Raw genomic sequence first — 12651 nt, 5'->3', positions numbered from 1 at the left:
GGCCGCCGCCGAGCGCGGCGGCCTCGGGGTCAGACCGCTGCGGTCGCCAGGGCGGCGCGGCCCGCGACGATGACGCGGGTGTGCTCCGCGACGCGGCGGCCCAGGTGCTCCGCCGTCGCGATGTCGGCCTTGTGGACCGCGTCCGCGCCCTCGTCGGAGTTGGACTGGGCGGCGGCGCCGGAGAAGAAGCCCAGGCGGTTGAGGTCGTTCTCGGAGGCCGTGCTGGAGTTCCAGCCCGGCTTCAGGCCCAGGTTGACCCAGTTCATGCCGTGCTGCGCGGCCAGGACCTGGAAGAACTGCAGCGTGTGCAGCTTGTCGCCGCTCTTCGAGGCGGAGTTGGTGAAGCCGGCCGCCACCTTGTCCTGCCAGGCGTCGCCGAACCAGCGCTTGGAGGAGGCCTCGGCGAAGACGTGGAAGGCGCCCGAGGCGGTGCCCATGTACGTCGGGGAGCCGAAGACGATCGCGTCGGAGGCGTCGAGCAGCTCCCACTGGGCGTCGTCGATCTCGTCGACCTTGATCAGGTGGACGGTCGCCCCGGCGTCCACGGCGCCGCTGCGGACCGCCTCGGCGACGACGGCGGTGTGGCCGTAGCCGGAGTGGTAGGCGATCGAGACGACGGGGGTGTGCGTGATACCGGACAAGGCTGATCTCTCCCTCGGGAAGGCTCGCGTCGCAGCACGAGCGCGGTGCGACGAGGAAAAGAGAACCACTAACTTTTAGAAAGCGCAAGCTCCGAGTTAGCGCTGCCCGGGAGTACGCTTGTTCTATGGAGACCCCTGTCTGTACCGATGCCTGCGGGCCCGAGCAACCGTTCGACGTCTTCGCGCGCACCTGCCCGTCCCGCGAGACTCTGGAGCACGTCACCGGCCGCTGGGGCAGCCTCACCGTGGGCGCCCTGCGCGAGGGCCCGTGCCGGTTCAACGAGCTGCGCCGCCGGGTGGAGGGCGTGAGCGAGAAGATGCTCTCCCAGACACTGCACGCCCTGGAGCGCGACGGCATCGTCAACCGTGAGGCGCAGCCGACCAACCCGCCGCGCGTCGACTACGAACTGACCCCCCTCGGCATCGAGGTCGCCGACCGGCTCCTCGCCCTGATCCACTACCTGGAGGGGAACATGTCGGCGGTCCTGACCGCCCGGGAGACCTACGACGGCACGCGCGGCGGCCGCTGACAGCGCGGGCAGAAGTAGCTCGACCTGTTCATCCACGGCCGGCGCCGCATCGGCGTGCCGCAGCGCCGGCAGGGCTCGTCCTCGCGCCCGTAGGCGTCGAGCGAACGGTCGAAGTACCCCGACTCCCCGTTGACGTTGACGTAGAGGCTGTCGAAGCTCGTGCCGCCCACGGCGAGGGCCGCGTTCATGACGTCCCGGACATGGCCGAGGAGTTCCGCGCTCCGGGGGCGCGTGAGGTTCCCCGTGGGGCGCTCGTAGTGCAGCTTGGCGCGCCACAGCGCCTCGTCGGCGTAGATGTTGCCGACCCCGCTGATCAGGGACTGGTCGAGCAGGGCCCGCTTGACCGTGGTCCGCTTGGCGCGCAGCGCGAGGTGGTAGGCCGCCTCGTCGAACAGTGGGTCCAGGGGGTCCCGCGCGATGTGCGCGATGACGTCGGGCAGCGCTTCGGCGCTGCCGGCGACGGTCTCGTGCAGCGAGAGCCCGCCGAAGGTCCGCTGGTCCACGAAGCGCAGCTCCGTCCCGGCGTCGTCGCCGAAGCGCACGCGGATCCGCAGGTGCTTCTCGTCGGGGGCGTCCTCGGGCTGCACGAGGAGCTGGCCGCTCATGCCCAGGTGCCCGAGCACCGACAGGTCACGTCCCGCCAGGGGCAGCCACAGGTACTTGCCGCGCCGCTGCGGCACCCCGAGGGTCTCCCCCCGCAGCCGCGCCGCGAAGTCGGCCCCGCCGCCCGCATGGCGCCTCACCGCACGGGGGTGCAGTACCTCGACGGCCTCTACGGTCCGTCCGGCCACCCAGCGCTCCAGCCCCCGCCGTACGACTTCGACTTCGGGCAGCTCGGGCACGGGGTACCTCCGTTGGGTGCGGATCTGGGCGCTGCCGCGAGCGTACCGGCCGCCCGGAAACGGCTTCGCCCGCCCCTGCGGTGCAGGGACGGGCGAAGGGATACCCGAAAGGAGGGTGTCCGAAGGAAGGTCAGGCGTCCGGCGCCGGTTCGGCGGGCGTCGGCACCCCGCCGTCCACGGCCTCGGCCGGAGCCGGGGCCTCTGCCGGAGCGGCGGCCGCTGCCGCCGCCGCCGCGGTCCGCTCGTCCGCCGCGGCGCGGATCCCGCGCCATGCGGACTCCGCGGCCTGCTGTTCCGCTTCCTTCTTGCTGCGGCCGGTGCCGGTGCCGTACGAGACACCACCGACGCGGGCGGCAGCAGTGAAGGTCTTCTCGTGGTCCGGACCGGTCTCGGTGACCAGGTATTCCGGTACGCCAAGACCTTCGGCCGCCGTGAGCTCCTGGAGACTGGTCTTCCAGTCCAGGCCGGCCCCGAGGTTCGAGGACTTCTCGATGAGCGGGTCGAAGAGCCGGTGGACCAGCTCCGAGGCCGCGTCGAGGCCCTGGTCGAGGTAGACCGCGCCGATGACCGCTTCAAGGGTGTCGGCGAGGATGGAGGCCTTGTCCCGGCCGCCCGTGCCCTCTTCGCCCCGGCCGAGCCGGATGAAGGAGCCGAGTTCGAGGCCGCGCCCGACCTCCGCCAGTGCGCGCGAGTTGACCACCGCGGCCCGAAGCTTGGCCAGCTGGCCTTCGGGGAGGTCCGGGTGGGTCGCGTACAGCGTGTCCGTGACCACCAGGCCCAGCACGGAGTCCCCGAGGAACTCCAGGCGTTCGTTGGTGGGCAGACCGCCGTTCTCGTACGCGTACGAGCGGTGGGTCAGCGCACGCACCAGAAGGGCGGACTCGAGTCGGTACCCGAGCCGCCCTTCCAGAAGCGTGTGGGACGAGGCCGCGTTGTTACTGTCTGCCTGCTTCTCAGCGTTGGACAGCTCAGACATTGCGCCTCTCACCAGCCGCTCAGACCTCGAGGACCTGGCGCTTGTTGTAGGTGCCGCAGCTCGGGCACGCGATGTGCTGGAGCTTCGGCTCCTGGCAACGCTCACACGAAACCAGGGTGGGGACCGCAGCCTTCCACTGCGACCGGCGGTGGCGCGTGTTGCTGCGCGACATCTTCCGCTTCGGAACAGCCACGGCTACTTCTCCTGCTTCTCGGCGGCGCTCTGAACTCCGTCAGACGCAGTGCCGCTCATGTTGTCCTTCTCATCGCCCTGATCGGTGACGAGTCCCTGCAATGCCGCCCAACGGATGTCGACGGCGTCGTGGTGGTGGTCCGGGTCCTCGTTCAGGCCGGCCCCGCAATCGGGGCACAGTCCGAGACAGTCCTCCCGGCACACCGGCTGCATCGGCAGTGCGAGCACCACCGCATCCCGCAGCACGGGTTCGAGGTCGAACAAACCGTCCTCGAGGAAGAGCGTGTCCTCGTCGTCCTCGGCGTCGTCGGCCGGCTCCGCTTTGGCGCGGCCCCGGTCGTCGGCGTCAGGGTACGAGAACATCTCCTGGAAGTCCGCCTTGAGCTCACGCTCGACGGCCTCCAGACACCTTACGCACTCCCCCGTCGCCGATGCACGGACGGTGCCTGTGACAAGCACCCCTTCCATGACCGACTCCAGGCGGAGGTTGAGCTTCACCGGGGCGCCTTCCGGCACTCCGATCACGCCGGCGAGACCGAGGTCCGCCGGTGCGTCGATCTCACGGGACAGCCGCTGCATGGCACCAGGACGCCGACCCAGCTCGTGCGTGTCGAACACGAGGGGGTTGCGGTGGTCGAGGCGGGTGTTCAGGGCCGTTCCTGCTTTCACAGATCGCTGAAGATCGAAGAATGCTGCGTAGATCCCGCACGTACGGGCAGCACGGATCGCGGTGCATACGCGCGACCGAAGAGCCAGGATACCCGGCGCTTCGCTCTGAGCCCAATCCGGCCCTAGCGCCCCTGTTCGTACTGGCGCAGCTGGTCCAGGTTGATCATGCTCGTGTCGAAGAAGCTGGTCTCGTCGAGCGAGGGCTGCTGCGCGTGCTGCGGGTGCTGGGCCTGCTGCGGCTGCTGGTAGGCGGCGTAGGGATCGGGCTGCTGCGCGTCGTAGTGCGCGGCGTAGGCCGCTCCGGTGGAGCCGGTGCCCGCACCGGAATACGGGTCCGGCTGCTGCTGGTAGCCCGCGTACGGGTCCTGGTAGGAGTACGCGTCCTGCTGCTGGGCGGCGGGCTGCTGGTAGGCGTACGAGTCGTACAGGGGCTCCGGCTGGGCCGGGATCGGCGCGGGCGCGTGCGGGGGCTCCGGCTCCGCCAGGCCCGCCAGGAAGTCCGAGTCGCTCGCCGAGCGGGAGCCCTGGCCCGCGGCCGCGTCCTGGGCCGCCATGTGCACGCCCAGGTCGTCCGTCGGGACCCGGCCGAGCAGCTTCTGGCGGCCGCGGCCCACGGCCTCCAGGGTCTTGGAGAGCACCGCCTCGAAGGTCGCGAGCTTGGTGTCCACGTAGGCGTCCGCCTGCTGCCGCTGCGTCTCGGGGTCGTGGCTGCGCTCGGGGGCGTCCGCGTCCGGGTAGCCGTCCTCGTCCAGGCCCGGGCCGCGGCCCAGCAGCTTCTCCCGGCCCCGGTCCACCGAACCGATCGTCTTGGTCAGCACGACCTCGAAGTTCGCGAGCTTGCTGTCGACGTAGTCGTCGGCCTCGGCCCGGATCTCCTCCGCCTCCCGGCGGGCCTCCTCCAGGATCCGGTCCGCCTCGGCCTGGGAGCGCCGCGCGATCTCGGTGTCGGCGATCAGCGAACCGCGCTGGTCGTGGGCGGCGCCGATGATCCGCTCCGCCTCCCGACGGGCGTCCTCGACCATCTGCTCCCGGCCGCCGATGAGCTCCTGCGCCTGCGCGAGCGAGCCGGGGAGCGCCTGGCGGACCTCTTCGAGCTGGGCGAGCAGCTCGGCGCGGTTGATCACACAGGAGGCCGACATGGGCATGGACCGGGCGCCGCCGACGGCCGCGACGATCTCGTCGAGCTTCTTCTGCACGTCCATGGGGGCTCGCACTCTCTCGGCCTCGGGCGGTTCCTGAGACGGACGGGACGACTGTAAGGCCAGCGGGCGGGCCCCCGACACCGCCTGACGTCCTGTCAGTCGGTCAGCGGTCGCGCAGCCTCTCCAGGAGCGCCGCGTGGACGTGCGCCGGCAGCAGGTGGGCGACGTCGCCGCCCCAGGTCGCGACCTCCTTGACCAGCGAGGAGGACAGGAAGCTGTAGGTGGGGATGGTCGGGACGAACAGCGTCTCGACGCCCGACAGGCCCAGGTTCATCTGGGCCATCTGCAGCTCGTAGTCGAAGTCGCTGACCGCGCGCAGGCCCTTGACGATGGCCGGGATGTCCCGCTGCTTGCAGAAGTCGACGAGCAGGCCGTGGAAGGCCTCGACCTGGATGTTGCCGTAGTCGGCCGTCGCCTCGCGGATCAGCTCGACCCGCTCCTCGACGGTGAACAGGCTCTGCTTCGACTTGTTGATCATCACGGCGACGTGCACGACGTCGTAGAGCCTGGAGGCGCGTCCGATGATGTCGAGGTGTCCGTTGTGGATGGGATCGAAGGACCCCGGACAGACGGCGCGGCGCAACTGAACTCCCTCGTTCATGAGTCTTCGCTCGTGCATGCGGCGCGGCCGTACCAAAGGGTGCCCTCGCCGTACTTGCGCGACCGGAGCGGCTCGAAGCCCTCGGGCCACGGGAAGGCGCCGCTCCTGGTGCTGCGTTCCACGGTGACGAGCGCATCGTCCGTGATCCAGCCATTGGACCGGAGTGTGAGGAGGATCTCCCGCAGGTCCGCGCTGTCCACGGCGTACGGCGGGTCCAGGAAGACGACGTCGTAGGGGTCCCCGGCGGCGCGGGCGGCCACGATCTGCTCGGCCTTGCCGGCGCGGAACTCCGCCCCGGGCAGTCCCAGGGTCCGGATGTTGTCGCGGATCGCCTTGGCGGCCTTGGCGTCGGACTCGACGAGCAGGGCGTGGGACGCGCCCCGGGAGAGGGCCTCCAGGCCGACGGCGCCGGAGCCGCCGTACAGGTCCAGGACCCGGGCGCCTTCGACCCCGTGCAGGGACTCCCAGGTGGAGAAGAGGCCTTCGCGCATCCGGTCCGAGGTCGGCCGGGTGCCGGTGCCGGGGGGCACGGCCAGCCGTCGCCCGCCGGCGCTGCCGGCGATCACGCGGGTCATCTGGGGTCCTTCGGTACGGCGGTAGGGGGCGCGCGGCGGGTCCGCCGCGGCACAACAACGATAGGTCGTGCCGCTCAGCCCTTCTCCAGGTACTGCTCGCGCTCGGTGTCGAGCAGGGCGTCCAGCGCGGTCCGCAAGCCCGGCAGCCGCTCCAGCGCCGGGTCCTCGGCCACGACGCGGGTGGCCTCCTCCCGGGCCTGGGCGATGACCTCCTCGTCCTCGATGACGGCGAGCATGCGCAGCGAGGAGCGCACTCCGGACTGGGCCTGGCCCAGGACGTCGCCCTCGCGGCGCTGTTCCAGGTCGATGCGGGAGAGCTCGAAGCCGTCGAGGGTGGCGGCGACGGCGGCCAGCCGGGCCCGGGCGGGGCTCGCCTCGTGCATCTCGCTGACCAGCAGGCACAGGCCGGGGGCGGACCCGCGGCCGACGCGGCCGCGCAGCTGGTGGAGCTGGGAGACGCCGAACCGGTCCGCGTCCATGATCACCATCACGGTGGAGTTCGGGACGTTCACACCGACCTCGATGACGGTGGTGGCGACCAGCACCTTGACCTCGCCGGCCGCGAACCGGCGCATGACGTCGTCCTTGTCGGCGGGATCCATCCGGCCGTGCAGCACCTCGACGCTCAGTCCGGCCAGCGGGCCGCGGCCGAGCTGCTCGGCGATCTCCAGGACCGCGAGCGGCGGCCGCCTGTCGGCCTCCTCCGCGGCCTGCTTCTTCTTCGGGTCGTCCTCCCCGTCGCCGATGCGCGGGCAGACCACATACGCCTGGTGGCCCTTCTCCACCTCCTCGCGGACCCGCTCCCAGGCCCGGGCGAGGAAGTGCGGCTTGTCCTGGGACGGCACCACGTGGGTGGCGATCGGCGAGCGGCCCGCGGGCAGCTGGTCGAGGACGGAGGTCTCCAGGTCGCCGAAGACGGTCATGGCGACGGTGCGCGGGATCGGGGTGGCGGTCATCACGAGCAGGTGCGGGGGCTGCTTGCCCTTGGAGCGCAGTGCGTCGCGCTGCTCCACGCCGAAGCGGTGCTGTTCGTCGACGACGACCAGGCCGAGGTCGTGGAACTGCACCTTGTCCTCGATCAGCGCGTGCGTGCCGATGACGATCCCGGCCTCACCGGTGACCAGGTCGAGCAGGGCCTGGCGGCGCGCGGGCATCCCCATCGACCCGGTGAGCAGCACGACCTTGGTGCCCTGGTCGGACCCGCCGAGCATGCCGCCCTCGGCCAGCTCGCCCATCATCTCGACGATGGAGCGGTGGTGCTGCTGGGCGAGCACCTCGGTGGGCGCGAGCATCGCCGCCTGCCCGCCGGAGTCCACGACGGCCAGCATCGCCCGCAGGGCCACCATCGTCTTTCCGCTTCCGACCTCGCCCTGGAGGAGGCGGTGCATGGGGTGGCTGGTGGCGAGGTCGTCGAAGATCTCCTTCGAGACCTTCTGCTGGCCCTCGGTGAGGGTGAAGGGGAGCTTGGCGTCGAAGGCGTCGAGCAGGCCGCCGGGGGCGGGACGGCGCGGGACGGCCGGGAGCTGGGCGTCGGCGTGGCGGCGGCGGGCCAGGGCGACCTGGAGGACGAAGGCCTCGTCCCACTTCAGGCGCTGCCGGGCGTCCTCGATGTCGGCCTTGGTGGCCGGCCGGTGGATCTTCAGCAGGGCCTCGGTGAGCGGGACCAGGCCGCGGCCCTCGCGCAGGGCGGGCGGCAGCGGGTCCACGGCCTCCTGGGCGCTGGGCAGCACGGCGTCCACGCACTTGGCGATCTTCCAGGACTCCAGCTTCGCGCAGGCCGGGTAGATCGGGATCAGCTGGTTGGCGAAGGCGGTGGCGGCGTCCCGGTCGGAGGCGTCGGCGCCGAGCGGCTCGTACGCCGGGTGCGCGAGCTGGAGCTTGTGGTTGAACTTGGAGACCTTGCCGGCGAACATCGCGCGGCTGCCGGGGAGCAGTTCCTTGTGCGGTTTGTGGACCCCGGCGCCGAAGAAGACCAGCTGGAGCCGACCGCTGCCGTCGGTGATGGTCACCTCCAGCCGCTTGCCCCGGCCCCCGTTGAAGGTCAGGACGCGGGCGTCGGCGACCTGCGCGACGACGGTGACGTGCTCGTCGATCTGGTCGGCGAGCTCGGCCAGCGAGGTCAGCTCGCCGCGCTCGGCGTACCGCCTCGGGTAGTGGTGGAGCAGGTCCAGGGCCGTGTGCAGGCCTAGCTGCTCGGCCAGCACCTTGGCGGTGGCGGGACCGAGCGTCTTCTTGAGGTCTTCGTCGAGCGCGGGCACGTGTTCCATTGCACACCATGGCGCTGACAAGCCCGCTATTCCACCCCGATGAGGAGCGGCGCCGAGTAGCGGCCGCCCCGGTAGGTGACGGTGTCCACGGCCAGGTGGCCGGACTGGACGTACGCCTCCAGGCGCTCGGCGACGGCGTCCGGCACGTCGGGTCCCAGGACCAGGGTGACGAGTTCGCCGCCGGAGCCCAGCATCCGGTCCAGCACGGCCTCGGCTGTCTCGGGCAGTCCGGCGCCGATCACGGCGACGTCGCCGTCGATGAGGCCGAGCACGTCGCCGGCCTGGCAGATTCCGGCCGAGGTGAAGGACTGGCGTTCCGCGACGGCCAGTTCCCCGTACCGGGTGGCGCCGGCGGCGGCGGTCATGGCCACCACGTCCTCGTCGAAGCTGCCGTCCGGGTCGTGGACGGCGAGGGCCGCCAGGCCCTGGACCGCCGACCGGGTGGGGATCACGGCCACCCGCACGCCCTCGGCGCGGGCCTGTTCGGCGGCTGTGGCCGCGGCGGCGCGCAGCTCGGTGCCGCCCGGCAGGAGCACCACTTCGCGGGCGTGGGCGCGGCGGACGGCGTCGAGGAGTTCGGCGGTGGCCGGGGCCTCGCCGGGGCGCACGAGTACGGGGGTGGCGCCGGCCTCGGCGCACAGGCCCGCCAGTCCCTCGCCGGGGACCACGGCGACCACGGCCCGCTGGGCGCGTTCGCCGCGGCCCCGGCGGCGCTCGTCGCCGAAGTGCGTGATCCGGATCCGGTACGGCCGCCCCGCGACGACCCCCGCCTCCACGGCGGCGCCGGGATCGTCGACGTGGACGTGGACGTTCCACAGCCCGTCGCCGCCGACCACGACCAGGGAGTCGCCGAGTCCGTCGAGGTGCGCGCGCAGTTCCGCGACCGCCGTCTCGGAGGCCTCCAGCAGGTAGATCACCTCGTAGGCGGGGCCGTCCTCGTCCTGCTCGCAGGGGTCGGCCGGCTGCGTCGCCGGGGTCGCGGCCCCGCGCGCCGGCGCTTCGGCGGCCGGCTCCTGGCCGGACAGTGCCTGCCAGAGGGCGCCGAGTACGGCGACGAGCCCGCAGCCGCCGGCGTCGACCACGCCGGCCCGGCCCAGCGCGGCGAGCTGCCCGGGGGTCTCGGCGAGTGCGGCGCGGGCGCCGTCGTAGGCGGCGCGGGCCACGTCGGCCGCGGTGCCGGCGGCCGCCGAGGCCGCTTCTCCGGCGCGTGCGGCGGCGCCCGCGACGGTGAGCATGGTGCCCTCCACCGGGTGCGCGACGGCCGCGTACGCCTCCTCGGCGGCCCGGGTGAGGGCGTGGGCCAGCAGCCCGCCGGGGCCGGTCTGCCGGCCTTCGGGTTCGGCGCCGAGTACGTCGGCCACTCCGCGCAGCAGCTGCGCGAGGATCGTGCCGGAGTTGCCGCGGGCGCCGACGAGCGCGCCGTGCGCCCAGGCCCGTACCGCCTCGGACAGGGAGGTCGGCTCCGTGGCGCCGGTCACTTCCGCGGTCCCGTTCCCGCTGCGGGCTGCGCGGGCGGCGTTGTCGAAGGTCTCGGTGAGCGCGCGGTCGGCGGACTCCGCGGTGAGGTAGAGGTTGGTGCCGGTGTCCGCGTCGGCGACGGGGTACACGTTGATCGCGTCGATGTCGTCGCGGGCCCGTCCCAGTGCGGCGAGGGCGAGCGAGCTCCAGGTGCGCACGGCTTCGGCGTCGAGCTCGTCGGCGGGCTGCGGCTGAGCCTCGTGCGGCACCGGGCGTTCCTCCTTGTGCGGGCCAGGGTTCACCGCAGGGTAACGAAGGACCGCGCCCGTGGGGTCCGGACCGCGGGACGGGGGAGGCGGGCGCCATGGTAGTTTTCTAGGACGGGCGCAGTCGTTGTATGCTGCTCCGGTTGCCCGATGAAAGTCGGGCCTTTTCCCCGGCAAACCACTTCAGACCTCTGAACCGGTGCGCCGGTTTCACTGTAATTGCATCTGAAGTCTTTGGAGTGACCTGTGGCTGCCAACTGCGACGTTTGCGCCAAGGGGCCGAGCTTCGGCAACAACATCTCCCACTCGCACCGCCGCACCTCGCGTCGCTGGAACCCGAACATCCAGCGCGTCCGTGCCGTGGTCAATGGGACGCCGAAGCGCCTCAACGCCTGCACCTCGTGCATCAAGGCCGGCAAGGTCTCGCGCTGACGCCCGTCGTAGCGCAGCCCCTTCCGGTTGCCAAGAAGGCCGGTCCACCTCTGGTGGACCGGCCTTTTGCCTTGTCCGGGGGTGCGGGCCGGGGCGCCGGCGCGGTCGGCTCCGGCACCGGGCCCCGTCAGCGCTGACGCCAGGCGTGGTCCACGGGGCCGATGCCCCCGCCGAGCGCGAAGCCGGCGGCGATGCCGCCCGTCACGTACTCCTTGGCCGCCGTGACGGCCGCCGGGACGGTCAGTCCCTTGGCCAGCCCGGCCGCGATCGCGCTGGCGAGGGTGCAGCCGGTGCCGTGGGTGTGCCGGTTGGAGTGGCGCGGGGCGCGCAGCCACCGCTCCTCGGCGCCGTCGGTGAGCAGGTCCACCGCCTCGCCGCCGTGCGCCGCGAGGTGCCCGCCCTTGATCAGCGCCCAGCGGGACCCGTGGCCGAGGATCGCGTCGGCGGCCCGGCGCATGTCGTCCTCGTTCTCCACGACGACGCCGGTGAGCTGGGCGACCTCGTCCAGGTTGGGCGTGGCCACGGTGGCCCGCGGCAGCAGCTCGCCGCGTACGGCGTCCAGTGCCGAGGCGGCGAGCAGCGCGTCACCGTGCTTGGAGACTCCGACCGGGTCCACGACGGCCGGGGCGTCGGTGTCGGCCAGCAGCGCTGCGACGGTCTCCACCAGTGCGGTGGAGGACAGCATGCCGGTCTTCACGGCGTGCACGCCGATGTCGTCCACGACGGCCCGGTACTGGGCCGTGACGGCCTCGGCGGGCAGCTCCCATGCTCCCCGTACCCCGAGGGAGTTCTGTGCGGTCACGGCGGTCACCACGCTCATGCCGTGCACGCCCAGGGCCAGCATGGTCTTGAGGTCGGCCTGGATGCCCGCGCCGCCGCCGGAGTCCGATCCGGCGACGGTCAGGCACAGCGGCGGTGCGGTGTTCACTGCGTGCCGTTCTGGGCGGCCGGGTCGGCCCCGAAGTGGTCCCAGCCGCCGGTGCTGGTCCAGGGTGCGCCGTCCACGGTCACCTGGGGCAGCGCGGAGCGGTTCAGCACCTCGCCGATGACCTTCCAGCGGGCCGGCAGCTTCACGTCGGGCGGGAAGGTCGCCACGATCGCGTGGTCCTCTCCGCCGGTGAGCACCCACTGGAGCGGGTCCACGCCGACGGCCTGCCCGATGTCGTGCATCTGTGTCGGGATGTCGACGGCCGCCGAGCGCAGGTCGATGCGGACCTTGCTGGCCTCGGCGATGTGCCCGAGGTCGGCGATCAGGCCGTCGCTGACGTCCGTCATGGCGGTGGCGCCGAGCCCGGCCGCCGCGGGACCCGCGTGGTAGGGCGGCTCGGGGCGCCGGTGGGCCTCCACGAACGCCCGGGGGGAGCGGAAGCCGCGCGAGAGCACGGCGAAGCCCGCCGCGGACCAGCCGAGCCAGCCGGTGACGGCGACGACGTCGCCGGGCTGGGCGCCGGAGCGCAGTACGGGCTCGTGGTTGCGCAGGTCGCCGAGGGCGGTGATGGAGACGGTGATGGTGTCGCCGCGGACGACGTCGCCGCCGACCACGGCGGCTCCGGCGACCTGGCACTCGTCGCGGATGCCGTCCATCAGCTCGGTGGGCCAGGTGACCGGGAGTTCGGCGGGTACGACGAGGCCGAGGAGCAGCGCGGTCGGCACGGCTCCCATGGCCGCGATGTCCGCCAGGTTCTGCGCGGCGGCCTTGCGGCCGACGTCGTAGGCCGTGGACCAGTCGCGCCGGAAGTGCCGGCCCTCCAGCAGGATGTCGGTGCTCGCCACGACCCGCCGGTCGGGGGCCGACACCACCGCGGCGTCGTCACCGGGTCCGAGCCGGACGGCCGGGGTGGTGGTGAGCCGTGAGGTGAGCTCCCTGATCAGCCCGAACTCCCCCAGCTCGCCGACAGTGCCCTTCATCGCTGTGCCCCTTCTTGCCCAGTCCGCTTGCGGTCGCGAGCCGTCACAGCTCTGGGTACCGTCAACAGATACGTCAACTTCTGCTCTCCGTA

The 12651-nt window shown here is 72.3% G+C and carries 14 protein-coding genes; 2 read left to right on the top strand and 12 right to left on the bottom strand.

Annotated elements, in window-relative coordinates:
• Positions 1 to 29 precede the first annotated feature (29 nt).
• Positions 30 to 632, bottom strand: coding sequence for a flavodoxin family protein (locus IG86_RS0118335; protein WP_455755427.1), 603 nt, complete (start codon positions 630 to 632; stop codon positions 30 to 32).
• A 134-nt stretch (positions 633 to 766) separates the two neighbouring features.
• Here IG86_RS0118335 and IG86_RS0118330 point away from each other — a divergent pair, with 134 nt between their 5' ends.
• Positions 767 to 1171, top strand: coding sequence for a winged helix-turn-helix transcriptional regulator (locus IG86_RS0118330; protein WP_030823694.1), 405 nt, complete (start codon positions 767 to 769; stop codon positions 1169 to 1171).
• Here IG86_RS0118330 and mutM read toward each other — a convergent pair.
• The 9 genes from mutM to IG86_RS0118285 all read right to left on the bottom strand — a co-directional run bounded on the left by mutM (position 1144) and on the right by IG86_RS0118285 (position 10255).
• Entirely contained in the window at positions 1144 to 2013 is an 870-nt protein-coding gene (gene mutM, locus IG86_RS0118325) for a bifunctional DNA-formamidopyrimidine glycosylase/DNA-(apurinic or apyrimidinic site) lyase (RefSeq protein ID WP_030898041.1), read from the bottom strand. The two genes, IG86_RS0118330 and mutM, sit on opposite strands and share 28 nt — an antisense overlap.
• Before the next feature lie 130 nt (positions 2014 to 2143).
• Positions 2144 to 2989: a ribonuclease III gene (rnc, locus tag IG86_RS0118320; protein ID WP_030898039.1), complete on the bottom strand. Its 846-nt coding sequence runs from the start codon at positions 2987 to 2989 to the stop codon at positions 2144 to 2146.
• A 19-nt stretch (positions 2990 to 3008) separates the two neighbouring features.
• The gene (gene rpmF / locus IG86_RS0118315) at positions 3009 to 3182 is read right to left on the bottom strand and encodes a 50S ribosomal protein L32 (RefSeq protein WP_003965982.1); all 174 of its coding nucleotides are present in this window, start codon (positions 3180 to 3182) and stop codon (positions 3009 to 3011) included.
• A 2-nt stretch (positions 3183 to 3184) separates the two neighbouring features.
• Positions 3185 to 3832, bottom strand: coding sequence for a YceD family protein (locus IG86_RS0118310; protein ID WP_030898037.1), 648 nt, complete (start codon positions 3830 to 3832; stop codon positions 3185 to 3187).
• Between the two features lie 140 nt (positions 3833 to 3972).
• Positions 3973 to 5052, bottom strand: a complete 1080-nt coding sequence (locus IG86_RS0118305; RefSeq protein WP_030898035.1) for an ATP synthase subunit B family protein — start codon at positions 5050 to 5052, stop codon at positions 3973 to 3975.
• Positions 5053 to 5155: 103 nt separating this feature from the next.
• Positions 5156 to 5635 (bottom strand): pantetheine-phosphate adenylyltransferase, encoded by a 480-nt coding sequence (coaD, locus tag IG86_RS0118300; protein ID WP_199825983.1) that lies wholly within the window; start codon positions 5633 to 5635, stop codon positions 5156 to 5158.
• A gap of 14 nt (positions 5636 to 5649) precedes the next feature.
• Positions 5650 to 6228: a 16S rRNA (guanine(966)-N(2))-methyltransferase RsmD gene (gene rsmD / locus IG86_RS0118295; protein ID WP_030650870.1), complete on the bottom strand. Its 579-nt coding sequence runs from the start codon at positions 6226 to 6228 to the stop codon at positions 5650 to 5652.
• 74 nt (positions 6229 to 6302) lie between these two features.
• Complete coding sequence (gene recG / locus IG86_RS0118290) at positions 6303 to 8495, bottom strand: ATP-dependent DNA helicase RecG (protein ID WP_030898032.1); 2193 nt, start codon at positions 8493 to 8495, stop codon at positions 6303 to 6305.
• 26 nt (positions 8496 to 8521) lie between these two features.
• Positions 8522 to 10255 (bottom strand): DAK2 domain-containing protein, encoded by a 1734-nt coding sequence (locus IG86_RS0118285; RefSeq protein WP_078905951.1) that lies wholly within the window; start codon positions 10253 to 10255, stop codon positions 8522 to 8524.
• 210 nt (positions 10256 to 10465) lie between these two features.
• On the opposite strand from IG86_RS0118285, the gene rpmB reads away from it, so the two are divergent.
• Positions 10466 to 10651, top strand: a complete 186-nt coding sequence (gene rpmB, locus IG86_RS0118280) for a 50S ribosomal protein L28 (RefSeq protein ID WP_007266795.1) — start codon at positions 10466 to 10468, stop codon at positions 10649 to 10651.
• 127 nt (positions 10652 to 10778) lie between these two features.
• Here rpmB and thiD read toward each other — a convergent pair whose 3' ends face one another.
• A complete protein-coding gene (gene thiD / locus IG86_RS0118275; protein ID WP_030898026.1) occupies positions 10779 to 11579 on the bottom strand; it encodes a bifunctional hydroxymethylpyrimidine kinase/phosphomethylpyrimidine kinase in 801 nt (266 codons plus the stop codon).
• A complete protein-coding gene (locus IG86_RS0118270) occupies positions 11576 to 12559 on the bottom strand; it encodes a thiamine-phosphate kinase (protein ID WP_030823673.1) in 984 nt (327 codons plus the stop codon). The genes thiD and IG86_RS0118270 overlap by 4 nt, the downstream gene beginning before the upstream one ends.
• Positions 12560 to 12651: the final 92 nt, after the last annotated feature.

Origin of the sequence: Streptomyces virginiae (genome assembly GCF_000720455.1) — a bacterium.
Taxonomy (GTDB): Bacteria; Actinomycetota; Actinomycetes; order Streptomycetales; family Streptomycetaceae; genus Streptomyces; species Streptomyces virginiae.
The sequence above is the reverse complement of the archived record's forward strand: the minus strand, read 5'-3'. Positions and strand labels throughout refer to the sequence as shown.

Coding starts and splice junctions, on each gene's coding strand:
- IG86_RS0118270 (WP_030823673.1), bottom strand. CDS start 12,559: ATGAAGGGCACTGTCGGCGAGCTGGGGGAGTTCGGGCTGATCAGGGAG.
- recG (WP_030898032.1), bottom strand. CDS start 8,495: ATGGAACACGTGCCCGCGCTCGACGAAGACCTCAAGAAGACGCTCGGT.
- rsmD (WP_030650870.1), bottom strand. CDS start 6,228: ATGACCCGCGTGATCGCCGGCAGCGCCGGCGGGCGACGGCTGGCCGTG.
- IG86_RS0118305 (WP_030898035.1), bottom strand. CDS start 5,052: ATGGACGTGCAGAAGAAGCTCGACGAGATCGTCGCGGCCGTCGGCGGC.
- IG86_RS0118330 (WP_030823694.1), top strand. CDS start 767: ATGGAGACCCCTGTCTGTACCGATGCCTGCGGGCCCGAGCAACCGTTC.
- rnc (WP_030898039.1), bottom strand. CDS start 2,989: ATGTCTGAGCTGTCCAACGCTGAGAAGCAGGCAGACAGTAACAACGCG.